This window comes from Citrobacter sp. Cpo142 (assembly GCF_030332425.1).
Classification (GTDB): Bacteria; Pseudomonadota; Gammaproteobacteria; order Enterobacterales; family Enterobacteriaceae; genus Citrobacter; species Citrobacter portucalensis.
On sequence record NZ_JAOWHW010000091.1, the window covers coordinates 1 to 23,309 of the forward strand.

The following is a 23,309-nucleotide window of genomic DNA, read 5'->3' on the forward strand; positions in this document are numbered from 1 at the left end:
TGGCTCATGATGTCCCTCTGGGATGCGCTCCGGATGAATATGATGATCTCATATCAGGAACTTGTTCGCACCTTCCCTAACAAACTGGCTGATAACTTTTTAAAAACTACGTTTCAAAAAAAATTCAATGATGAAACTTTTTTATTAAATGGTTGGGAGTTGAAAGATTTAAAAGACATAGCATTTATCCAAACTGGACCATTTGGAACCCAGCTTCATAAGGAAGATTATGTTGAAAATGGTATACCACTAATTAACCCTACAAATATTAAAAATGGTATTATCATTCCCAACTTTAAACTATGCGTAGATCGCCACAAATATGACAAACTAAAAGAATATCATTTAAAAAAAGGTGACATTATAATGGGCCGAAGAGGAGAAATGGGTCGTTGTGCACTGATTAATGATAAAGAGGATGGATGGTTTTGCGGCACAGGAAGCCTTTTTATTAGATTAAAAACGCCAAATGAAATACTTTCTTTTTATTTGAACGAATATTTATCTAGCGATTCGATTAAGAACTTTTTACAGAAAGAGTCTCGTGGGGTTACGATGGCGAACCTGAATAAAGATATAGTTGGGAAGATTAAAATAAACATCCCCCCAGAAAACGTACTGACTTCTTTTATGAAGATAAAATTAAAAGTCGATAGCATTAAGAAAAAAATAAACCATAACGATTTGGAAGAATTACTGTCATCATTAAGTAAAAAACACTTTCAAATTCAAAATCTATTATAATCTATAAGTCAAAGGTTTCACTTAATAAGTGAAACCTTAACTCTTAAAATTTATTGCTATTCTTTATAAAATCATACAGACAGACCAGTCTACAAAAATTACTTGATAGAGCCTGAATGCTCATCGCTTCATCAATATGCTTTTTCAGTATTTTATGTAGTTCATTCATATCTCGATTAATTAAACCTGGTTCCATATAGGGCATCATCCTCAAAAAAAAACCGAAATCATAAGCAAGATATAACTCATTTACACCAACTCTAACTTCAGGAACGTTTTCAGAACGTCGTTTATCCCAACCTTGAGACTGAAAACTTACAGGAGTAATATCTAATCGTGATAAAACACCACCTGCAAGTTCAGGCTCGTTAATTATACTCCCGTCAGGATTAATTAAATTAGCATGATTTAAGAAATGAAAAATAGGAATGCGCGCATTACCTTTGCAAATATTTGGCAGAACATCATTAACAACGCATTCCCAATCATAATGTCCATTTTCGAATACAACTTCACGGATGAGGTCTACACGCTCCAGCCCAACCAATCCTTTTGCTGCCATCGATTCTGATTTTTTCACCATCGAAATAGCACCATATCCCACAACAAACTCTGTTGTATTGGCGCCCTCTTCAATCTTCTCTGAGTCCCTCACATATAATTTCCCTTTCGGATCATCAGTTAAGACTAATTCATAAAGTTCATCTTTTATCATTCGGAATAAATGTGCTGGAATCCTTTTTTTAGTTTCACTCAGCACTTCAAATATTTCTTTATAAGATGGTGCCTGAACATATTTTACTGGTATTTTTTTATGAATAACAGAATCACTAATGTCGGCCTCTTCAAGTTCAGGTTTCCATTCAACAAACAATAATTTGTTCTGTAAAAAATCCAAACTAGCATCAGGAAAACAACTAACTATATCTTCCAGGATTTCAGCTATATGTTCATCTGTTAAAGAGTAACCTAAGAAAATAACAGGCCTCTCTATAAACATAGTTAGTAACTTAGATGATAGGTAGGGGTTTTTCTTCCTATATTTATCATAGTCACTTGATGTTAAAATCAATGAGTTAGGCTCAGTGCAGCAACCATGTATTTTATATATTTCGGCAATGCCGTGACTCCTGCCAGTAATCAACCCGTCCTGGCCTATAAAGGTTGTAAATTTAGGGAAAAGGCTTTCTAGAAAAACATCCCAGTTTGTGGTAATAGCCCCATCAATATTTGCTTTCGCAAAAAGAGAAATTTCGTGTTTTAACTCATCATTTTCTATAATATTTTTATGTGCATTCTCAATATATTTAGATATTGACAACTTCAAAGGAGACTGTTCGTTAATGAAAATTTTCTCCTGTTCTTTTTCACTTAATGCTAATTGTCCTTCTTTAGTATCCCACCATTTCTCAGCGTATGCCGACACTAATAATTGTGCATATTCGGGTAAGTCACCATTAGATTTTGTTTTTAATTTTATATGATTTTCCCCAATCGCCTCAGCAAAATGCTTCAAAAGGTCTTGCCAACATGGCACACCAAGGTAACGACGAGACACTCCGGAGCCAACAAATAACACAGGGGATGCCTCAAACTGCTTAAAATGCTCTTCGAGTTTTTTCTTGAAATTCATATTGGTATTCCCTATCAAAAATCCTCAACTGAGACAACGGTAAGACATTGCGGTTGCCATCTCCAGTGCATGATTAAAAAATTTTGCACCTTTAAAATTCATTTATCTGTTCTGGCAATTTGGCCCATTATCTATAGATCTGTGGCCAGTATCCGCTACACAGTGCCTGCGTTATGATACGGTGGTGCAGTAATCTTGCCCCTTTACTTCAGGATAAACAATGCCTTTAGATTTAAGTAACACCTTAGTTATTGGCATCAGTGCAACTGCGCTTTTTGACATGAGTGAATCCGATCGCATGTTTCGGGAAACCTATGCGACCGATCCTGATAGCGCCATTGAAAAGTATCGCGCCTACATGCTGGAACACGAAAACCAACCTTTGCAGCCTGGTACAGGTTACCCCTTGGTCAAAGCGCTTCTGGGTCTGAACCAGTATCGTCAACCGGATGATCAATCACCGTTGGTTGAAGTCGTTGTTATGTCGCGTAACAGTCCTGATACAGGTATCCGTGTTCTAAATACCATTCGCCATGACAAACTCGATATTACACGTTCAGCTTTTACCGCAGGCGAAACCGTTGCCGATTACCTTGATGCCTTTGATGTGGATCTGTTTTTAACAACTAACGTTGAAGATGCGCAAAAGGTAATTGATTCCCGATTCTGCGCCGCTGCAATCCTCAAAGATCCTCCCTCCGACGCCTCAGATATCCCGGAAGGGCAGGTCCGCATTGCGTTTGACGGTGATGCCGTGCTTTTCTCTGATGAAAGTGAGTTAGTTTATAAGACTCAAGGGATGGCTGCTTTTCATGCGCTGGAGGATGCACAACAAGATATCCCAATGGCTGAGGGTCCATATGCCACTTTGCTAAAAAAAATAGCCAAGCTTCAGGAGCGACTACCGACAAGAGTTGAGTATTCCCCTGTCCGTATTGCACTGGTGACCGCCAGAAACAGCCCATCGGAAATGCGCGTCATTAAAACACTGAGAAGCTGGGGGGTGTATGTCGATGAAGCTTTTTTTCTTGGCGGTGTAGAGAAAACAAAAGTTTTGAAGGCATTTAAACCGCACATTTTCTTTGACGATCAGGATGTGCATTTGAATACTGCTGCAAAGGTGGTTCCTTCCGGGAAAGTACCTTACGCCAGCAATTCAGAGCTTTTTGAAAACAAAGCGTCATGAAACCTTAAATAAATAGCCATCTTTACCGCTAGAAGGCTATTTATTAATTTATGCAGTCTTCCCAAACATCCCTTCTACCACTGCCCCAGCTCTCCCTAACTCATCGATATAATCCGCATACCACTGCATCATTTCCCTACGCCCATCAAGATACTGAGCATGGTTATACGTCCCGCGAATCGCGTTCTTATCGACGTGTGCAAGCTGCGTTTCAATCCACGCGGAGTTAAACCCCTGCTCATGCAGAATGGTGCTCATCGTGTGGCGGAAACCGTGCCCCGTCAGCCTGCCTTTATATCCCAGCAATTCGATAACCTGATTAATGCTTTCCTTGCTGATCGGCTTGCGAGGATCATTCCTGCCGATAAAAACCAGCGGGTGATGCCTTGAGATCGGTTCAAGCTGTGCAAACAGCGCAATGACCTGCTCTGAGAGCGGCACAATATGAGGCCGTTTCATCTTCATCACTTCTGCCGGGATTTCCCACAATTTCTTCTCAAAATCGATATCTTCCCAGCGAGCGAAACGCAGCTCTTGTGTACGCACGCCGGTTAACATGATGATCTGTGTGGCTGTTTTGGTGATAATACTACCGGTGTATCCGGCCAGATCTTTAAGGAAGTGTGGTAACTCTTCGACTGTGAGGAACGGGAAATGTGTTTTCTTAGGCGTTGCCAGCGCTGTAGCAAGATCTGACACGGGATTATATTCAGCTCTCCCGGTAACGATAGCGTAACGGTAGACTTCATTACAACGCTGGCGGACTTTGCGCATTTTCTCTAAAGCGCCGCGCTTTTCAAGGCGACGAAGGATCTCAAGCCAGTCCATCGGCTTAATATCGACGATAGGGCGTCTTCCCGTATGAGGGAAGATATCCTTCTCGAAGGTGTCGATGATTTCATCGCGGTAGCGTAATGACCAGCGATCGGCTTTCGTCTGATGCCATTCGCGGGCAATGGCCTCGAACGTATTCTTTTGGCTCATTTGCTGGGCGATTTTTTCTTCTTTCTTTACTTCACCCGGATCTCCTCCAGCGGAGAGAATTTTTCTGGCCTCACTGCGCTTTTCGCGTGCGTCTGCCAGGGAAACATCAGGGTATACGCCAATGGAAAGCATCTTTTCTTTACCGGCGAAGCGGTACTTCATACGCCAGTATTTGGAACCATTAGCGTTAATCAGTAGATACATGCCGCCGCCATCGGTCAGCTTATAGGGCTTTTCTTTTGGCTTTGCGGTTTTCACTTTTACATCGGTTAGCGCCATTACATCCTCCGGCTTTTGATAAATCCATCCTCCAGGGGACTTCCGCTAATGATTAACCTGATACCCCCATGTACCCCTTATATAACAAAGATGTCTTTGAAACCTGTTGTTATATATCACATTTTTACCATTATGGGGGTGCTGATATTTTAAAGGAAAATAACACCCCCTAATGTACCCCCAAAAAGGACTTGATGCCGATTACCTTCAGGCGACAATGGTGGGGTTATTTCTCTTATTTTATCAGGTATTACAGGGGTTTTGTTGACTTCGAGGGAGTTCAGGAGAGGCAAATTGGCGGAAGATCACAGGAGTCGAACCTGCCCGGGACCGCTGGCGGCCCCAACTGGATTTGAAGTCCAGCCACCTCACCGGAGATGACGATCTTCCGCGCCTCGATTGCTACATGGAGGCGGGGCGCATTATAGCTACTTCCAAACGTTTCCACACCCCCTCACTCACTTTTTTAACTTCCGTTTCTCCATACCATGACCAGTTTCAAATAAATCCCCGCAAAATCCATTACTTACACTTAGACACATTTTCAGACGCTACCCTGATCACAGAAAACAAGAATCGTAATTTGATAACGAGATATCGGAATACCCGCGCTCACAGGGATGGTTTACAAGAACTGTAACCGGTATCAGTGCGTGTGAAAGTGCTAACAAGGATGCGTAATGAAAAGTGAGATTTTGTCCGTTAAAGAGAAGATTGGCTACGGCATGGGCGATGCCGCCAGCCACATCATCTTTGATAACGTTATGTTATATATGATGTTCTTCTATACCGATATTTTTGGTATCCCGGCCGGTTTTGTCGGCACGATGTTCTTACTGGCTCGCGCGCTGGATGCTATCTCAGACCCTTGCATGGGACTGCTCGCCGACCGCACCCGTTCGCGCTGGGGGAAATTCCGCCCGTGGGTGCTGTTTGGCGCTCTGCCGTTTGGCCTGGTCTGTGTGCTCGCCTACAGCACGCCGGATCTCAGCCTGCACGGCAAAATGATTTATGCCGCAATCACCTACACGCTGCTGACCCTGCTTTATACCGTGGTGAATATTCCCTACTGCGCGCTGGGCGGTGTGATAACTAATGACCCAACGCAGCGTATCTCCCTGCAGTCATGGCGCTTTGTGCTGGCGACGGCGGGCGGCATGCTCTCCACCGTGCTGATGATGCCGCTGGTGAATCTGATTGGCGGTGAAGATAAAGCGCTGGGCTTCCAGGGCGGGATTGCCGTGCTCTCGGTTGTGGCGTTCCTGATGCTGGCGTTTTGCTTCTTCACCACCAAAGAACGTGTTGAAGCGCCGCCAACCAACAATTCAATGCGTGAAGATCTGCGCGACATCTGGCAAAACGACCAATGGCGCATCGTCGGCCTGCTGACCATCCTCAACATCCTGGCCGTCTGCGTACGCGGCGGGGCGATGATGTATTACGTCACCTGGATTCTGGGTACCCCGGAAGTGTTTGTCGCCTTCCTCACCACCTATTGCGTCGGCAATCTTATCGGCTCCGCGCTGGCAAAACCGCTGACTGACTGGAAATGCAAAGTCAGCGTCTTCTGGTGGACGAACGCCCTGCTGGCGGTCGTCAGTCTGGCAATGTTCTTCGTGCCGATGCACGCCAACCTCACCATGTTTGCCTTCATCTTCGTGATTGGCGTACTGCATCAGCTCGTGACGCCAATCCAGTGGGTGATGATGTCCGATACCGTTGATTACGGCGAGTGGTGTAACGGAAAACGTCTGACGGGGATCAGCTTCGCGGGCACGCTGTTCGTGCTGAAGCTGGGTCTGGCGTTCGGCGGGGCGATGATCGGCTGGATGCTGGCGGGCGGCGGTTACGATGCCGCAGCGAAAACCCAGAACAGCGCCACCATTAGCATCATTATCGCATTGTTCACGATTGTCCCAGCTATTTGTTACCTGTTGAGTGCCGTGATTGCCAAACGCTTCTATACCCTGAAAACGCCGTATCTGACGGAAATCATGAGTCAGCTGGCTCACGGTGCGCACCGCAATCAGCAGGATTTTTCGACGAAAGAATTACAGAACTAAGGAACCAACGATGAAAATTAGCGACGGAAACTGGCTGACGCAGCCTGGCCTGAATTTAACTCACCCGATTCAGGTGTTCGAGGTCGAACAGCAGGGTAACGAGATGATTGTCTACGTTGCGCCGCGCGATGTGCGTGAACGTACCTGGCAACTGGATACTCCACTCTTCACCCTGCGCTTTTTCTCGCCGCAGGAAGGCGTGGTTGGGGTGCGTATGGAACACTTCCAGGGCGCGTTGGATAACGGTCCACATTATCCGCTGAACGTGCTGCAGGACGTCAACGTAGAGATACAAAACACCGCTGAATTTGCCGAACTGAAAAGCGGTAATTTGAGCGTGCGGGTCACTAAAGGCGAGTTCTGGTCGCTGGATTTCTTGCGTAACGGCGAACGTATTACCGGCAGCCAGCTGAAAAATAACGGCTACGTGCAGGACACCAACAGCGGGAAAAACTATATGTTTGAACGCCTGGATCTGGGCGTTGGCGAAACGGTGTACGGTCTGGGTGAGCGCTTTACTGCGCTGGTACGTAACGGCCAGACGGTGGAAACATGGAATCGCGATGGCGGCACCAGTACCGAGCAGTCTTACAAGAACATCCCGTTTTATCTCACCAATCGTGGTTACGGCGTGCTGGTAAACCATCCGCAGTGCGTGTCGTTTGAAATTGGCTCTGAGAAAGTGTCAAAAGTGCAGTTCAGCGTTGAAAGCGAGTATCTGGAATATTTCGTCATCGACGGCCCTACGCCGAAAGCGGTGCTGGATCGTTATACCCGCTTTACTGGTCGTCCGGCGCTGCCGCCAGCCTGGTCATTCGGTTTGTGGCTGACTACATCGTTCACCACTAATTACGATGAAGCGACGGTGAACAGTTTTATCGACGGGATGGCCGAGCGCAATCTGCCGCTGCACGTCTTCCATTTCGACTGCTTCTGGATGAAAGCCTTCCAGTGGTGCGACTTTGAGTGGGATCCGGTGACCTTCCCTGACCCGGAAGGCATGATCCGCCGCCTGAAAGAGAAAGGGCTGAAGGTCTGCGTATGGATAAACCCCTATATCGGCCAGAAATCCCCGCTGTTCAATGAACTGAAAGAGAAAGGTTATCTGCTCAAGCGCCCGGACGGCTCCCTGTGGCAATGGGATAAATGGCAGCCGGGCCTGGCGATTTATGACTTCACCAATCCTGAAGCCTGCGAGTGGTATGCCAACAAGCTGAAAGGTCTGGTGGATATCGGCGTTGACTGCTTCAAAACTGACTTTGGTGAACGCATTCCTACTGACGTGCAGTGGTTTGACGGTTCCGATCCGCAGAAAATGCACAACCATTATGCGTACATCTACAACGAACTGGTATGGAACGTGCTGAAAGAGACCGTCGGTGAAGAAGAGGCAGTGCTGTTCGCCCGTTCGGCCTCGGTCGGCGCGCAACAGTTCCCGGTGCACTGGGGCGGTGACTGCTATGCCAACTATGAATCAATGGCCGAAAGCCTGCGTGGCGGGTTGTCCATCGGCCTGTCCGGCTTTGGCTTCTGGAGTCACGATATTGGCGGCTTTGAGAATACCGCCCCGGCGCACGTCTACAAGCGCTGGTGTGCGTTTGGGCTGCTCTCCAGCCACAGCCGCCTGCACGGTAGTAAATCCTACCGTGTGCCATGGGCGTACGATGATGAATCCTGCGACGTGGTGCGCTACTTCACTGAGCAGAAATGCCGCATGATGCCGTACCTGTATCGCGAAGCGGCGCGCGCCAATGAACTCGGAACGCCGATGATGCGCGCAATGATGCTTGAGTTCCCGGACGATCCGGCATGTGATTATCTCGACCGCCAGTACATGCTGGGCGATAGCGTGATGGTTGCGCCGGTGTTTAGCGAGGCGGGTGATGTGCAGTTCTATCTGCCGGAAGGACGCTGGACGCATCTGTGGCGTAACGACGAGGTGGCGGGCAGCCGCTGGCATAAGCAGCAGCATGACTTCCTGAGTCTGCCTGTTTATGTGCGCGACAATACACTGCTGGCGCTGGGCTGCAATAACCAGAAGCCGGACTACGCCTGGCACGAAGGGACGGCGTTCCAGCTGTTCCATCTGCAGGAGGGTCGGGAGGCGATTTGTGAAGTCCCGGCGGCTGACGGTTCGGTTATCTTCACGCTGAAAGCGACGCGCACGGGTAATACCATCACCGTGCAAGGAAGTGGCGAAGCGCGTAACTGGACGCTGTGTCTGCGTAATATTACGCAGGTTAGCGGCGTGAAGGGCGGCTCGTCTGTGGGCAGTGAGTGGGGAACGGTTGTCACGCCGGATGCGGATGCGCTGACGATTACCCTGTAAGTAAATCTCAACGTGGGCTGGATGGCGACGCAATGCGTTTTATCCGGCCCACGCTGCGAGCAGCATTCCAGATCTGAAAATCCAAAACATCCTGAATTAAATTTTTATCTCCCCATATTTGCGAGCGATATCACTCTGAATCCCACGAAAAATGTGATCTGCGCCGTAAATATCTCACTATTTCCCGTTTTTGTCTTATTTCTGTCCGGAATACAGGACACGATTTAGTATTGTTGGCGCATCGTAGTCCTCTTATATTTATCATCACGGATTACACGTGGAGCATAAATGCTTCTTTATAACCTAAATAATTCGAGTTGCAGGAAGGCGGCGACGCAGCGAATCCCCTGAACGTACATAAGTACGTGACTGGGGTGAGTGACAAATCTGTCGGGAACAGATTTGAACGTCGCGGAGCGACGGCCCTTAAGGGCGAGTCTCATGGATGAGACGAGTAACTCAAAAGCCAACGCACATGCAGCTTGAAGTATGACGGGTATAGATATTTAATCTGGTATGTAATAAGGGTAAATAATGCAAATGATTACCTCGCGACAAAACAGATTATTAAAATTTCTTCTGTCTAAGAAGGAATATGTCACGCTGCTGAAAGTTGCCGAGTATTTATCTGTTTCAGAGAAAACTGTGCAGCGCGATCTGCGCTTACTGGAACCATGGTTATCAGAATGGAAAATAGCCATCGATAAACGTGCTGGTGCTGGGGTGATATTAAGTGCCGATAATATTACCGACCTTTTATATATGGACCAGTTATTAGGAACGGAGGGTGATGATGCTGACGGCATGATGAATAATTCACGGCGAGTAAAGATAGCTTCACAATTATTAAGCGAAACGCCGCATGAAACGTCGATCAGTAAATTATCCGAACGTTATTTTATTAGTAGCGCATCGATTGTGAACGATTTGAAAGTAATTGAATCCTGGATTACCCCACTGGGCCTGTCGTTGATTCGCAGTCAGAGCGGCACGCACATCGAAGGTAGCGAGAGCGGTGTGCGCCAGGCGATGGCGTCGCTGATTAACGGTGTGATTAACCATAATGAACCTGGTAACGTGGTTTATTCACGCCTTGACCCAGGCAGTTATAAAGCCTTAGTGCATTACTTTGGCGAAGAAGATGTTTTATTTGTCCAGACGTTATTACAGGAAATGGAGAGCGACCTGTGTTGGTCGCTCGGCGAGCCTTATTACGTCAATATCTTTACCCATATTCTGATCATGATGTACCGCATCACGCGTGGCAATGCGCTTCCGAGAAAAGAAGAGAGCATCACTACCTGTGATGAGAACATATTTTCCATTGCCAGTCGCATGATTCAGCATATCGAAAAACGCATTGCCCACCCGCTGCCCGAAGACGAAGTCTGGTTTATATATCAATACATTATCTCCTCGGGTGTGGTGATTGAAGAGCATAATGACGTGAGTGTGATTGGTCATATGCACTCCAGCGACGAAGCGCGTTTGATTACCCATCGGTTGATTGCCACCTTCGCCGAGATGGTCGACAGCGATCTTAGCCAGGACACGGCGCTGTATGACGGATTGCTGATCCACATTAAGCCGCTGATTAACCGACTGAACTACCAGATCCGCATTCGTAATCCGTTGCTGGAGGATATCAAAGGCGAGTTGCAGGACGTGTGGCGTCTGACCCAGTGTGCGGTAAATCGGATGTTTAGCGGTTGGGGCGAGCGGGCCGTGTCGGAAGATGAAGTGGGATATTTAACCGTGCATTTTCAGGCCGCAATGGAGCGTCAGATAGCGCGTAAACGCGTACTACTGGTCTGCTCAACGGGTATCGGCACTTCTCACTTACTCAAAAGCCGTATTCTACGCGCCTTTCCGGACTGGACTATCGTCGGCGTGGTGTCGGCAGGCAGCCTGCCCTCTGTACTGACGGACGATATTGAACTGGTGGTATCGACGATTAATTTACCCGCGGTTGCCATGCCGGTTGTGTATGTCACTGCCTTCTTCAATGATGCGGATATTAAGCGGGTAACAGAAACGGTTATTACGGAAAAATTACATCGGGCGACGTCGCTGGTCGTTGAAAATTAATGTCTGAACTCCATGAGGTATGATTGATGGACATCACGAAAATACTCAATACAAATCGCGTTATTTTGGACATGAAGGCTACAAGCAAAACGGAGGCTATTGAGGAACTGACGGATATTCTGCAAAAAGATGGAGCAATTAGCTGTCGCGAAACGTTTATTCAGGATGTCTGGCAACGTGAGTCAGAAGGCTCGACCGGCTTCGAAAACCATATTGCGATCCCGCACGGGAAATCCTCGGCGGTGGTCAATACCACGCTGGCGATTGGGCGTACCCGCCAGGAGATTCCCTGGGAAACCCTGGACGGCAGCAATGTACGGTGCATTATTCTGTTTGCCGTACGTCTTGAAGATCAAAACACCACCCATATTCGTCTGCTTTCGCAGGTTGCTGGTGCGTTGGCAGATGACGACATTATTGAACAACTATTAGTTGAAAGTAGTCCACAAAAAATTATTGAGCTTTTTAGCCAATATGCTGAATCCAATGTCTGCTAAATAAAATGTGGAGCATGTTATGAATATTGTTTGTGTTGCCGCCTGTACGGCGGGTATTGCGCACACCTATATTGCCCGTGAGAAGTTAATTAAAGGTGCCAAAGCGCTTGGTCATAATATAAAAGTTGAAACCCAGGGCACCATTGGCACAGAAAACGAACTGCTGACAGAAGATATTTCTGCGGCTGATGTCGTGATTCTTGCTGTCGATGTAAAAATAAAAGGGGAGGAGCGATTTTCAAACAAACGCATTGTGCGAGTAAAAACTGAAATCGTCATAAAGTCGCCCATTCAGTTTCTTGAAAAGGTCGAAAAATCATTAGTTAATAATAACCAGTAGCGATCCTCATTCTGGAGGGATTTCACATGAGTGAAAATAAAATTCCGCTATCTCAGGAAATAAAAAAACATTTATTAACGGGAATTTCGTGGATGATCCCGTTAATTGTCGCCGCCGGGATCTGTATTGCTCTCGGGCAAATACTTGGCGGCACTAACGTCGGTGAAAAAACAGGAACCATTCCCTGGATGCTCAACCAGATTGGCGGCTGGGGGATGGGGTTAATCGTACCGCTGATTAGCGCGGCGATTGCGTACTCCATTGCTGACCGTCCGGGATTCGCGCCGGGTCTGATTGTCGGCTTCGTCTGCGGAGAAATTCATACCGGTTTTATCGGCGGGATGCTGGGCGGATTTCTGGTCGGTTATACCGTCCTACTGCTCAAGCGCTATATCCGTTTGCCGCAGTCGATGCAGGGGTTGATGCCCATCATGGTGCTGCCGGTACTGAGTACCGTTATCGGCGGCCTGTTGATGATGACGCTGATTGGCAAGCCGATTGCCTGGCTGCAGGACGCGTTGATTCATCTGCTGGAGTCTATGCAGGGCGGATCCCGCTTTCTGATGGGCGCTATCCTCGGTGCGATGGCGACATTCGACTTCGGTGGGCCGGTGAATAAAACCATGTCGCTGTTTGCTGACGGCATGCTGGTCAGCGGCGTGTACGGTCCGGAAGCGGTGAAGTTTGTCGGTTCGATGATCCCTCCATTTGGCATTACGCTCTCTTTCCTGTTGACGCGTCACAAGTACACCCGTGCGGAACGTGAGGCGCTGAAGGCCGCATTCCCGATGGGGATCTGCATGATTACCGAAGGGGTCATTCCGATTGCGGCACGCGACCTGCTGCGCGTGGTGGGCTCCTGCGTGGTGGCATCGGCGATTGCGGGTGGCCTGATTATGGTGTGGGGTGTCGAAAGCCCGGTACCGCACGGCGGCATGTTTGTGGTTCCGCTCTTTACGCATCCGCTGCTGTTTTGCCTGGCGCTGGGGATCGGTACGGTGATTTGCGGCGTCATGCTGTCGCTGTGGAAGAAACCGGTAACCGAGCGTGATGAAGAGTTTGACGAACTCAGCGATCAAAAGCTGAAAGACGAAGAAATCACCTTCACCCTGGAATAACCGGAGGCCGTATGTTTGCCGATATGAAAAGCATGGTGACCAAAGCCTGGCGCGAGCAGTACGCGCTGTTGGCCATCAACTGTATGAACCTGGAAAGCGCCCGCGCAGCGGTGCGAGTGGCGGAGAAACACCGTGCGCCCATCATTCTGAATTTGTATCAGGGGCATCTGGAGCATTTTCCAGCCCCGATAGCGGCAGCGGTGGTCAAAACGCTGGCAGAGGAAGCCTCGGTACCGGTCGCGCTGGCGCTGGATCATGGAAAGGATCCTGTACGCATTCGCCAGGCTTTTCGCGCCGGATTCAGCGGCTTAATGATCGACGCCTCCGCCTTTGCGCTGGAGGAGAACATTCGCCAGACCCGGGCGGTGGTTGAGCTTGCAGCCAGCGTTTCTCTGTGCGTGGAAGGCGAGCTGGGTCATTTGGCCGATGCTCCGTGCTATGACCACGCCGCTAACGCTGATTTGATGACCCAGGCCGCCGACGTGGAACCCTTCATCCAACAGACCGGGATCGATTTGCTGGCGGTGTCGGTGGGTACAGCACACGGCATGTACGCGCCGGGTATCACACCTGCTATTGATTTCCTGCGGCTGGAGGAAATAGCCCGGTTATCAACGGTGCCGCTGGCACTGCATGGCGGCAGCGGAACGCCGTTTGACCAGCTACAGCGCTGCCCGACGTTTGGTGTCGCCAAGATAAACGTTGGTGCGGCGGTTTTCGAAGCCGGAAAGGCTGCGCTACTGCATACCCTGTGTCGCGACACATCCGGTGAACTCGTTGATGCCCTGGCCCTGATGGAACAGGCCTGCGAGGAAGCCATTATTCCGTACCTGCAGGCCAGCGGCGCTATCGGCAAAGCCTGATTCATTTTCTGTAACGCCTTCTATGCCTCTGCGATGACGCACTGGCAGGGCTTTCTACACCCTGAAACTGGAGAATTAACATGTTAGTTTCGATGAAAGAATTACTGCAACCTACCCGTCAGCACGGTTTTGCCATCGGCGCATTCAACGTGGCGGACAGCTGCTTTGTACGCGCAGTAGTGGAAGAAGCGGAAGCGACCAACACCCCGGCGATTATCTCCATTCACCCCAGCGAACATGATTTTGTCGGCGATGCGTTTTTTAGCTACGTCCGTGATATCACCATGCGTAGCCCGGTTCCCTTTACTCTGCATCTGGACCACGGCGCTTCGGTTGAGCATGTCTTGCGGGCGATTCAGTGTGGGTTTACCTCGGTGATGATTGATGGCTCGCTGCTGCCATATGAAGAGAACGTGGCGCTGACCCGCGAAGTGGTCAAACTGGCGCATGCGGTAGGTGTTTCGGTGGAAGGGGAGTTGGGAACGATTGGCCAGACCGGGACGTCAGTGGAAGGCGGCGTGTCGAAGGTTACTTATACCGATCCTGCTCAGGCAGAGGATTTTATCGCCCGAACCGGTGCAGACACGCTGGCGGTGGCGATTGGAACCGCGCACGGGATCTACCCGAAAGGGATGCAGCCAGAGCTGCAAATGAACATCCTGCGCGATATCGCCGGACGTGTGGATATTCCGCTGGTGCTGCACGGCGGTTCCGCGAACCCGGATGCGGAAATTGCCGAATCCGTGACGCTGGGCGTTGGCAAAATCAACATTTCCAGCGATATGAAATACGCTTACTTCCAGAAAGTCCGCGAAATCCTGGCGAAAGAAACCTGGTGGGACCCGAACGTAATCTATCCGGAAGCCATTAGCGCCGCGCGGGACGTTATCCGCCACAAAATGAAACTGTTCGGTTCAACCGGCAAAGCATCACTTTACTAACGGCATGCAGGCGGGGCGACCCGCCTCTTTCGCAACAAGGAAAAGTGGAATGAAACGTTCACACATTAATTATGCCGTCGATAAAGCGCATGCCATCGCTGAGACTTTTCGGGTCTGTCTGCCTGATTTTGCGTATTTTACGGTCGATGCCTGGCGGCAACAGGATCAAACTCTGTGGCGTGAAGTGCGCGATCTCCAGTTGGGCTGGGATATTACCGACTTCGGGCACGGAGATTTTGCGCAAACGGGGCTGACGTTACTAACGTTGCGCAATGGTTTGATGGGGTCAGCGGACTACCCCAAACCGTACGCCGAAAAGATGTTGCAAATTCAGCAGGATCAGCAAACGCCATGGCATTTTCATCGCCATAAAATGGAAGATATCGTTAATCGCGGCGGCGGTGATTTGTGTATGCAACTGGCGTGGGCCACGCCTGATGATGAGTATGACGCCCGACGCGTTGTTGAGGTTAGCGTGGATGGTCAGCGGCGTACAGTTAACGCTGGCGAGACGCTGGTATTGAAACCGGGACAAGGAGTGTGCCTGCCACCGCGCTTGTATCATCGCTTTTGGGCGGAGAAGGCGTTTGTGCTGGGCTGGGAAATCTCGATGGTCAATGACGACCAGCATGACAACCACTTTTTGGAACCTGGCGGTCGCTTCCCGTTGATTGAAGAAGACGAGCCGGTGAAATGGCTGTTGTGCAGTGAATATATTCGCTTATGAGCGTGAGTAGGCCCGGTAAGCGAAGCGCCACCGGGCAATAAATCATTGTGCAGGTGGTGGTGCAGTGACTTCACTCCCCGAAACCACGCCCGCCTGCATGGTTTGCGTTACCTGCTGTTTCTCCACGTTCACCGCATGCAGCTGACCGTTGACCGTTGGCTTGAGCGGCACATCGGCCTGAATATTGCCGCTGGCGGTAAGCTGGATGTTGCCATCGCCGGAAAGCGGCAGTGCGGGCCAGCCCCACTGCTGCAGGATCGTCATTGGCACGCCGCGCCCGTTTAGGCTGACCTGCGTCTGGCGCTGAGGTAGCTGCGAAATGCTGGCAGTGGCCTCCAGCAGTCCTTTTTCCGTATAGGCGCTCAGTTCGCTGATATTGATGGTGCTGCTGTTTGCCGTCAGCGCCAGCGAAGGGCGACGCACGTCGGTACGGTTAAAGGTAGCGGCAGCGGCGTTGAGGGTGGCGCTACCGCTCCAGATCCCCCACTGATTGTTCTGTACCAGCCCGAGGTTAGCACCGTAGCCGTCCAGCGCGGTGAGCTGCCACGGGAAATTGGGGTCGATATCTATCACCAGATTACGGCTGGCACTAAATTTTTTCAGCGCCAGGCTGTTTAACCACGCTGGCAGGGGTTTCATCCACAGCTGCTTCCAGTTTTCCGGCAGCGTGTATTCCAGACCAGCAATAGCGGCATCGTCAAGGACCAGTGCTTTGTTGCTGCGCATCCAGTTTCCGGATGTTCTGACCATACCGCCTTCCCAGCGGGTGGTGAACTGGCGCAGCGCAATGCCCTGAGGTGAGAACTCGGCGTTCAGAATCGGATCGAAGAAATGCAGAGAGCCGTAAATAAACTCGCTGGCGTTCATCGACAATTTTCCTTCCTGAGTTTGCCAGTCGTCCTTGCTGAAGGTCATGTTGCGCAAGCTCAGATCGAGATCCGTCACCGCCCAGTCGGGGCCTTGCAGACGGGCATCCGTCACTTCCAGACGACCAATTTGCAGGGAAGGAATAGTGCTTAACGGGGCAAAGAAGTCGGCCAGCGATTTGTCGCTTTGCAGCCGGATATCGTTCAGGCGCAGATTCTCCACAACCCAGCTCCCGTCTGCATTGCGTTGCGCTACGCCGGTTAATGCCCCACGCGCCACGTCAGCGCCAATATTGCTTAGCGTCACCCGGTCATGGTCGATGCTGCCTTCAATCAAGACGTTGGTAGTTGGAACATCGTTGAGCGTCAACGAACTGGCGCTGAGCTGAATTTGCGCTTTGCTCCCGAGAATTTTACCTGCCTCAGGGCTCCAGGGAATGACGCCGCCGTTAACGCGCTGGGCGCTGAGGTTCCACTCGCTGCCGGGGCTGTTAAGCGCCATATCCTGCAATTGCAGGCGATCGGCCTGGAACGGCAACGGCGCTGTTTGCTGGGAAAGATTCAGCGTGCCGTTTTGCAACAAAATGGTGTCTACGTGCAGCGGGTCGGTGATTTGGCGGCTACTCAGCCCAATATCGACCGTTTTAGCGACCAGCGTTGCGGGCTGACCATCCCGGCCAAAGGTGACGTTTTCCAGCAGAATATGGGAAGGGGAAGAAAACCGGTGATCGATGGCATCAAACGCCAGATGGTAGCTGCTGTTCTCCGAAACCCAGGCGCTGACGTGCTCTGCCCCCCAGCGGGTTTGCAGTAGAAAATAAAGGCCGAGAATCGCCACTGCAAGGGCGATCAGCACGTAAAGAAGCAGCTTTCCAATAAATTTCATGGTCTTCCATCCCGCGAAGTGCACATAGTCAAGTTATGCACGATTTAGGCGCAATGCTCAAGGCGGGAATGGTGAAAGAGCGTTACAGCGGCGTTGATTCAGAACCAACGCCGCATTTTGCTTATTGCTTTTCTGGCGGGAATACCAGATTCAGAACGATTGCGGTAATACCGCCAGCGGCGATACCGGAAGAGAGCAGGTTTTTCACCCAATCCGGGGCGAACTGGAGAATCAGCGGCTGCTGGGAAACACCCAGACCAACTGCCAGCGACAGCGCGATAATCAGAATCGCGCGGCGGTTCAGCGGCTCGCGGGACACGATACGCACACCGGATGCTGCGATAGTACCGAACATTACCAGCGTTGCGCCGCCCAGTACCGGCTCAGGAATATGCTGTACAAAACCGCTGACTGCCGGGAACAGGCCCAGAGCGATCAGCATCAGCGCCACCACAAAACCAACGTAGCGGCTGGCGACGCCCGTTAACTGAATAACCCCGTTGTTCTGGCCAAAACAGGAGTTCGGGAAGGTGTTGAACACGGCGGAAACAAACGAGTTCAGACCGTTCGCCAGCACGCCGCCTTTCAGGCGCTTCATATACAGCGGACCAGAAACCGGCTGCTCGGAGACATCAGAGGTGGCCGTAATATCGCCGATGGTTTCCAGTGAAGTGATCATAAAGACCAGCATCAGCGGCAGCAGTAAACTCCAGTCGATGCCCAGGCCATAATACAGCGGCGTTGGCACCATCAGCAGGTCCTGACTTACCGGTGCGGTATTTTGCGGCAGCATGTCCATAAACCAGGCCAGCAGATAGCCTGCCGCCATCGCAATCACCAATGACGCAACGCGCAGGTAAGGGTTACGTTGACGGTTAAGCAGGATGATTAGCGCCAGCACCACGCCTGCCAACAGTAAATTCTTCGGCGCACCAAAGGTGTTGTCGCTCATTGCGGCATAGCCACCGCCAATCGATGTCAGACCCACCTGAATCAACGACAGGCCGATAATCATCACGACCACCCCTGAGACCAGCGGAGTAATAATACGACGCGCCAGGTGCAGGACACGCGAGATAACCATCTCGGTGCAGCTTGCCAGCATCAGTGTACCGAACAGCGCCGCCATCATGGTTGGGACATCTGCGCCACCGGTTTTTAGCGCCGTACCGCCCATAATCAGTGGCGCAACAAAGTTAAAGCTGGTGCCCTGAATGGATAGCAGCCCTGAGCCTACTGGTCCCCAGGCTTTGATCTGAATGATAGAAGCTACGCCGGAGGCGAACAGCGACATACTGATAATGTGTTGAGTATCCTGAGCCGGTAAACCAAGCGCCTGGCAAATTAACAGAGCAGGGGTGATCACCGCGACGAACATGGCCAGCAGATGCTGACAGGCGGCAAACAGGGTCTGGGCTAACGGGGGGCGATCTTCAAGACGGTAAATCAGTTCACTGTTGTGAGTCTGCGCAACCGGTTGCGCATTTGTTGACTCTACGGCGTTAACGGACATCAGAGGCAATCCCATGGTGGAAAAGCGGTGATTTTATCTGACCAGGGCAGAAAAGCAAACGTTTGCTAGCAGGTATTCTTAATATTTAAAACGGATAAACAAACATTTTTATATAACTTTTCATCATTTTCTGCTTAAAATCCACTCCGAAAACTCAATAAGAGCTAAAAATCGGTCTGGAATGCATCGTGCGTGATTGTGCTAAACGCACTAATGGAGCTGTAAATGTTTTATCTCGATACGTTATCAACGCTGGTTGCGGCAACCCTTGTGTTGCTGCTGGGACGTAAGCTCGTCCAGTCTGTTTCCTTCCTGAAAAAATACACCATTCCCGAACCCGTTGCAGGTGGATTGCTGGTGGCGATTGCGCTGCTGGTGCTGAAAAAAAGCATGGGTTGGGAAGTGAACTTCGATATGACCCTGCGCGATCCGCTGATGCTGGCCTTTTTCGCCACTATCGGCCTGAACGCCAATATCGCCAGTCTGCGTGCTGGTGGCCGCGTGGTGGGTATCTTTCTGATTGTGGTTGTTGGCTTGTTGCTGATGCAAAACGCCATCGGTATTGGTATGGCGACCCTACTGGGTCTGGACCCGCTGATGGGTCTGATCGCTGGCTCGATCACCCTCTCTGGTGGACACGGAACCGGGGCCGCGTGGAGCAAGCTGTTTATTGAACGTTATGGCTTCACCAATGCGACTGAAGTGGCGATGGCTTGCGCAACGTTTGGTCTGGTGTTGGGCGGACTGATTGGCGGCCCGGTGGCACGCTATCTGGTCAAACACTCTACCACGCCAGACGGTATGCCGGACGATCAGGCCGTGCCGACCGCATTTGAAAAGCCGGACGTTGGGCGCATGATCACCTCGCTGGTGCTGATTGAAACCATTGCTCTGATCGCTATCTGTCTGACGGTGGGTAAAATCGTTGCGCAAATGCTGGTTGGAACAGTGCTGGAATTGCCGACCTTCGTCTGCGTGCTGTTTGTTGGGGTGATCCTCAGTAACGGTCTGGCGCTACTGGGTTTTTATCGGGTGTTCGAACGTGCAGTTTCGGTGCTGGGTAACGTAAGTCTGTCGCTGTTCCTGGCGATGGCGTTGATGAGCCTGAAGTTGTGGGAACTGGCTTCACTGGCCTTGCCGATGCTGGCAATCCTGGTTGTGCAGACTATTTTCATGGCGCTGTACGCGATATTCGTCACCTGGCGCATGATGGGTAAGAACTACGATGCCGCCGTGCTGGCAGCCGGACACTGTGGTTTTGGCCTCGGCGCGACGCCGACGGCGATTGCCAACATGCAGGCGATTACCGAACGTTTTGGACCATCCCATATGGCGTTTCTGGTGGTGCCGATGGTGGGGGCGTTCTTTATCGATATCGTCAACGCGCTGGTGATTAAGCTGTATCTGCTGTTACCGATTTTCGCGCAATAACGTCTGTGCGGCGGGGTAACATCCGCCGCCGCTATGAATTAACTACGCGTTGGAGTAGCGTTCGGTTTCCGGCATCCAGCGCTCTATCAGTGCCAAGGCCTGTTGCGGATAACGTTCGTGAATATGGCGGGCAATGCGCTGAACTTCCGGGATAATCGCCTGATCGCGCAGTAAATCTGCGACCTTGAATTCTGCCGTTCCGGTCTGGCGAGTACCTAACAGCTCGCCGGGGCCGCGAATCTCTAAATCTTTTTGCGCAATCACGAATCCATCGTTGCTGTCTCGCAGAACCTGCAGGCGTTTCTGCGCGGTTTTAGACAGCGGTGATTTGTAGAGCAGGACACAGTGGGAGGCCACCGCGCCACGGCCTACGCGACCACGCAACTGGTGCAACTGGGCCAGACCTAAGCGTTCCGGGTTTTCAATAATCATCAGGCTGGCGTTGGGTACGTCCACGCCCACTTCAATCACCGTGGTGGCAACCAGCAGATGCAGTTCACCCTGCTTAAAGGCCGCCATTACTGACTGCTTCTCAGCGGGCTTCATGCGCCCGTGTACCAGGCCAATATTGAGTTCTGGCAGCGCCAGTTTAAGCTCTTCCCACGTCGCTTCTGCCGCCTGAGCTTCCAACAAGTCAGACTCTTCAATCAGCGTACAGACCCAGTATGCTTGACGTCCTTCGTGGGTACAGGCGTTGCGCACGCGATCAATAATATCGCTGCGGCGGGTATCCGGAATGGCGACTGTGGTGACCGGCGTACGCCCTGGAGGGAGTTCATCGATAACCGATGTGTCGAGGTCAGCATAGGCTGTCATCGCCAGGGTGCGCGGAATCGGCGTGGCGGTCATGATTAGCTGGTGTGGATGGAAACCCTGCTGCTGACCTTTCTCCCACAGTGCCAGACGCTGATGTACGCCGAAGCGGTGCTGTTCGTCGATGATAACCAGCGCCAGCCCGTTGAACTGCACCTGTTCCTGGAAAATCGCGTGCGTGCCGACAATCATCTGCACCTGACCGCTGGCGATAGCTTCCTGTTGCGCCAGACGTGCTTTACCTTTCTGCTTGCCCGCCAGCCAGCCCACTTCAACGCCCAGTGGCTCGAACCAGTTGCGGAAGTTATTTGCATGCTGTTCAGCCAATAATTCGGTAGGAGCCATTAGCGCAACCTGTTTACCATGTGCGATAGCCCGCAGCGCAGCCAGCGCGGCAACCAGCGTTTTACCGGAGCCGACATCACCCTGCACCAGGCGCATCATCGGCACATCCAGCGCCATATCGCGTTCAATCTCAGCGGTAACGCGGGCCTGCGCGCCAGTAGGTTTGAACGGCAATGCTGCCAGCAGCTTATCTTTTAGCGCGTTGTTAGCACTTAACGGCTGGGCGTGAAAACGCTGTGCCCCGGCGCGTAGCGCCAGCATGCTGAGGTTATGCGCCAGCAGTTCTTCGAGAATCAGACGTCGCTGCGCCGGATGTTGTCCGGTTTCCAGATCGCTGAGTTGCAGCGACGGTGGGGGGCGGTGCAATGTGCGCAGTGCTTCGGGTAGGCTCATCATGCCCTGTAACAGCTCTGGCGGCAGCAGTTCGGCAATGGCGCAGGTATCGAGCAGATCCAGTGCCTGATCGGTCAGCTTGCGCAGTGTGGCCTGCTTCACACCTTCGGTGGTTGGATACACTGGTGTGAGTGTTTCCTGCAATTCTGGCGTGCTGAGATCGCCTTGTACGCGGTATTCCGGGTGAATCATCTCTGCGCCGTATTTCCCGCGTTTGGCTTCGCCGTAGGCCAGAACCCTACGCCCGGTAGCAAGGCTGTTTTTCATCGCTGCACTGAAGTTGAAAAAGCGCATGGTGAGAATCCCCGAGCCATCGCTGATTTGACAGGTCATCATCCGGCGGCCGCCGAAGGTGATATTGCAGTTCAGCACTTCGCCTTCAACGGTGGCATAGACACCCGGCAGCAGTTCGCCAATTGGGTACAGATGGGTACGGTCTTCGTAACGCAGAGGAAGGTGGAGCAGGAGGTCCTGCACGGTGTGCAGGCCAATTTTCGCCAGTTTACTGCTTTGCGCTGCGCCAACGCCGGTCAGAGAGTTGAGTGGGATGGCATCCAGTAAACGGCCTTTCATCGCGTTTATCTCGCAGATTGCATAGTGGCCCACCACGTTGCATCGGCTTCAATTTCGCCCTGCGTGTTTACGTGAGGGTAGGGAAGACCTTTGCGCTTAGCGACATTCGCCAGCACCGGATAACCGCCTTCAAACAGTAAGCGCTGTTGCTCATCTTGTGGCAGCATGCTGTTTTCTCGGCGGTACATCCCTGCGTTTTGCCGCTGGCGCTGTGCTTCGTACAGAATCAGCGCAGAGGCGACAGAAACGTTCAGCGACTGCACCATGCCAGTCATGGGAATGATGATGTCCTGATCAGCCAGATCCAACGCTTCCTGAGTGATGCCGGTTTTCTCCTGGCCCATCAGGATGCAGGTAGGGTGCGTGTAATCAATCTCGCGAAAATCCACGGCTTTATCTGACAGATGGGTTGCCAGGACCTGCATGCCCCGGCTTTTTAAATGTGTGACCGCATCGCCAATAGTCGGGTGGGTCTTGACTTGCACCCAACTGTTACTGCCTGCGGCAGAAGAGAGCATAGTGCGCATGCGGCTACCCGGCCAGACGGCGTGGACTTCATGCACGCCGACCGCATCTGCAGTACGAATAATCGCAGAAACGTTATGAGGTTTGTGAACCTGCTCCATGCAGACGGTCAGATCGGGCTGACGACGTGCGAGCATCTCGCGGATACGTGCATAGCGCTGTTCATTCATAA

Annotated in this window: 18 protein-coding genes and 1 tRNA gene; 12 read left to right on the top strand and 7 right to left on the bottom strand. The window is 51.2% G+C overall.

What is annotated here, in order from left to right:
* A partial coding sequence (locus OGY18_RS04280; protein WP_286551993.1) for a restriction endonuclease subunit S occupies nucleotides 1-744 on the top strand: 744 nt, incomplete at its 5' end.
* A 43-nt stretch (nucleotides 745-787) separates the two neighbouring features.
* Here the strand turns inward: OGY18_RS04280 and OGY18_RS04285 are convergent.
* Entirely contained in the window at nucleotides 788-2,377 is a 1,590-nt protein-coding gene (locus OGY18_RS04285) for an SIR2 family protein (RefSeq protein WP_286551997.1), read from the bottom strand.
* A gap of 220 nt (nucleotides 2,378-2,597) precedes the next feature.
* On the opposite strand from OGY18_RS04285, the gene OGY18_RS04290 reads away from it, so the two are divergent.
* Nucleotides 2,598-3,563, top strand: coding sequence for a 5'-nucleotidase (locus OGY18_RS04290; protein WP_032250630.1), 966 nt, complete (start codon nucleotides 2,598-2,600; stop codon nucleotides 3,561-3,563).
* A 48-nt stretch (nucleotides 3,564-3,611) separates the two neighbouring features.
* On the opposite strand, the gene OGY18_RS04295 is transcribed toward OGY18_RS04290, so the two are convergent.
* Together OGY18_RS04295 and OGY18_RS04300 are read right to left on the bottom strand one after the other, a co-directional pair.
* Nucleotides 3,612-4,826, bottom strand: coding sequence for a tyrosine-type recombinase/integrase (locus tag OGY18_RS04295; RefSeq protein WP_039026320.1), 1,215 nt, complete (start codon nucleotides 4,824-4,826; stop codon nucleotides 3,612-3,614).
* Between the two features lie 295 nt (nucleotides 4,827-5,121).
* Nucleotides 5,122-5,216, bottom strand: a tRNA-Sec gene (locus OGY18_RS04300).
* 290 nt (nucleotides 5,217-5,506) lie between these two features.
* Here OGY18_RS04300 and OGY18_RS04305 point away from each other — a divergent pair.
* The 9 genes from OGY18_RS04305 to OGY18_RS04345 all read left to right on the top strand — a co-directional run bounded on the left by OGY18_RS04305 (nucleotide 5,507) and on the right by OGY18_RS04345 (nucleotide 15,792).
* The gene (locus OGY18_RS04305) at nucleotides 5,507-6,889 is read left to right on the top strand and encodes a glycoside-pentoside-hexuronide family transporter (RefSeq protein ID WP_286552000.1); all 1,383 of its coding nucleotides are present in this window, start codon (nucleotides 5,507-5,509) and stop codon (nucleotides 6,887-6,889) included.
* A gap of 10 nt (nucleotides 6,890-6,899) precedes the next feature.
* A complete protein-coding gene (gene yicI, locus OGY18_RS04310) occupies nucleotides 6,900-9,218 on the top strand; it encodes an alpha-xylosidase (RefSeq protein ID WP_126956518.1) in 2,319 nt (772 codons plus the stop codon).
* Between the two features lie 534 nt (nucleotides 9,219-9,752).
* A complete protein-coding gene (locus OGY18_RS04315; RefSeq protein ID WP_286552003.1) occupies nucleotides 9,753-11,306 on the top strand; it encodes a BglG family transcription antiterminator in 1,554 nt (517 codons plus the stop codon).
* Between the two features lie 26 nt (nucleotides 11,307-11,332).
* The gene (locus OGY18_RS04320; protein ID WP_063941167.1) at nucleotides 11,333-11,803 is read left to right on the top strand and encodes a PTS sugar transporter subunit IIA; all 471 of its coding nucleotides are present in this window, start codon (nucleotides 11,333-11,335) and stop codon (nucleotides 11,801-11,803) included.
* 19 nt (nucleotides 11,804-11,822) lie between these two features.
* Nucleotides 11,823-12,143 (top strand): PTS fructose transporter subunit IIB, encoded by a 321-nt coding sequence (locus tag OGY18_RS04325; RefSeq protein ID WP_003827230.1) that lies wholly within the window; start codon nucleotides 11,823-11,825, stop codon nucleotides 12,141-12,143.
* A 26-nt stretch (nucleotides 12,144-12,169) separates the two neighbouring features.
* Entirely contained in the window at nucleotides 12,170-13,261 is a 1,092-nt protein-coding gene (locus OGY18_RS04330; protein ID WP_003827232.1) for a PTS fructose transporter subunit IIC, read from the top strand.
* A gap of 11 nt (nucleotides 13,262-13,272) precedes the next feature.
* Nucleotides 13,273-14,124, top strand: coding sequence for a class II fructose-bisphosphate aldolase (locus OGY18_RS04335; protein WP_003827234.1), 852 nt, complete (start codon nucleotides 13,273-13,275; stop codon nucleotides 14,122-14,124).
* An 80-nt stretch (nucleotides 14,125-14,204) separates the two neighbouring features.
* The gene (locus OGY18_RS04340) at nucleotides 14,205-15,065 is read left to right on the top strand and encodes a ketose-bisphosphate aldolase (RefSeq protein ID WP_003827236.1); all 861 of its coding nucleotides are present in this window, start codon (nucleotides 14,205-14,207) and stop codon (nucleotides 15,063-15,065) included.
* Nucleotides 15,066-15,114: 49 nt separating this feature from the next.
* The gene (locus OGY18_RS04345) at nucleotides 15,115-15,792 is read left to right on the top strand and encodes a D-lyxose/D-mannose family sugar isomerase (protein WP_003827238.1); all 678 of its coding nucleotides are present in this window, start codon (nucleotides 15,115-15,117) and stop codon (nucleotides 15,790-15,792) included.
* Between the two features lie 42 nt (nucleotides 15,793-15,834).
* Here the strand turns inward: OGY18_RS04345 and OGY18_RS04350 are convergent, their stop codons facing one another.
* Both OGY18_RS04350 and xanP read right to left on the bottom strand, forming a co-directional pair.
* Nucleotides 15,835-17,544 (bottom strand): AsmA family protein, encoded by a 1,710-nt coding sequence (locus tag OGY18_RS04350; protein WP_286552006.1) that lies wholly within the window; start codon nucleotides 17,542-17,544, stop codon nucleotides 15,835-15,837.
* 121 nt (nucleotides 17,545-17,665) lie between these two features.
* Entirely contained in the window at nucleotides 17,666-19,057 is a 1,392-nt protein-coding gene (gene xanP / locus OGY18_RS04355) for a xanthine/proton symporter XanP (RefSeq protein WP_003024026.1), read from the bottom strand.
* A 225-nt stretch (nucleotides 19,058-19,282) separates the two neighbouring features.
* Between xanP and gltS the strand changes: the two genes are divergently transcribed.
* On the top strand, nucleotides 19,283-20,488 hold the full coding sequence (gltS, locus tag OGY18_RS04360) for a sodium/glutamate symporter (RefSeq protein WP_003024029.1): 1,206 nt from the start codon (nucleotides 19,283-19,285) through the stop codon (nucleotides 20,486-20,488).
* A gap of 42 nt (nucleotides 20,489-20,530) precedes the next feature.
* On the opposite strand, the gene recG is transcribed toward gltS, so the two are convergent.
* Complete coding sequence (gene recG / locus OGY18_RS04365; RefSeq protein ID WP_286552008.1) at nucleotides 20,531-22,612, bottom strand: ATP-dependent DNA helicase RecG; 2,082 nt, start codon at nucleotides 22,610-22,612, stop codon at nucleotides 20,531-20,533.
* A gap of 5 nt (nucleotides 22,613-22,617) precedes the next feature.
* Complete coding sequence (gene trmH, locus OGY18_RS04370) at nucleotides 22,618-23,307, bottom strand: tRNA (guanosine(18)-2'-O)-methyltransferase TrmH (RefSeq protein ID WP_063941164.1); 690 nt, start codon at nucleotides 23,305-23,307, stop codon at nucleotides 22,618-22,620.
* Nucleotides 23,308-23,309: the final 2 nt, after the last annotated feature.

Coding starts and splice junctions, on each gene's coding strand:
- OGY18_RS04290 (WP_032250630.1), top strand. CDS start 2,598: ATGCCTTTAGATTTAAGTAACACCTTAGTTATTGGCATCAGTGCAACT.
- OGY18_RS04350 (WP_286552006.1), bottom strand. CDS start 17,544: ATGAAATTTATTGGAAAGCTGCTTCTTTACGTGCTGATCGCCCTTGCA.
- OGY18_RS04325 (WP_003827230.1), top strand. CDS start 11,823: ATGAATATTGTTTGTGTTGCCGCCTGTACGGCGGGTATTGCGCACACC.
- OGY18_RS04315 (WP_286552003.1), top strand. CDS start 9,753: ATGCAAATGATTACCTCGCGACAAAACAGATTATTAAAATTTCTTCTG.
- trmH (WP_063941164.1), bottom strand. CDS start 23,307: ATGAATGAACAGCGCTATGCACGTATCCGCGAGATGCTCGCACGTCGT.
- OGY18_RS04285 (WP_286551997.1), bottom strand. CDS start 2,377: ATGAATTTCAAGAAAAAACTCGAAGAGCATTTTAAGCAGTTTGAGGCA.
- yicI (WP_126956518.1), top strand. CDS start 6,900: ATGAAAATTAGCGACGGAAACTGGCTGACGCAGCCTGGCCTGAATTTA.
- OGY18_RS04335 (WP_003827234.1), top strand. CDS start 13,273: ATGTTTGCCGATATGAAAAGCATGGTGACCAAAGCCTGGCGCGAGCAG.
- gltS (WP_003024029.1), top strand. CDS start 19,283: ATGTTTTATCTCGATACGTTATCAACGCTGGTTGCGGCAACCCTTGTG.
- OGY18_RS04295 (WP_039026320.1), bottom strand. CDS start 4,826: ATGGCGCTAACCGATGTAAAAGTGAAAACCGCAAAGCCAAAAGAAAAG.
- recG (WP_286552008.1), bottom strand. CDS start 22,612: ATGAAAGGCCGTTTACTGGATGCCATCCCACTCAACTCTCTGACCGGC.
- OGY18_RS04330 (WP_003827232.1), top strand. CDS start 12,170: ATGAGTGAAAATAAAATTCCGCTATCTCAGGAAATAAAAAAACATTTA.
- OGY18_RS04340 (WP_003827236.1), top strand. CDS start 14,205: ATGTTAGTTTCGATGAAAGAATTACTGCAACCTACCCGTCAGCACGGT.
- OGY18_RS04345 (WP_003827238.1), top strand. CDS start 15,115: ATGAAACGTTCACACATTAATTATGCCGTCGATAAAGCGCATGCCATC.
- xanP (WP_003024026.1), bottom strand. CDS start 19,057: ATGTCCGTTAACGCCGTAGAGTCAACAAATGCGCAACCGGTTGCGCAG.
- OGY18_RS04320 (WP_063941167.1), top strand. CDS start 11,333: ATGGACATCACGAAAATACTCAATACAAATCGCGTTATTTTGGACATG.
- OGY18_RS04305 (WP_286552000.1), top strand. CDS start 5,507: ATGAAAAGTGAGATTTTGTCCGTTAAAGAGAAGATTGGCTACGGCATG.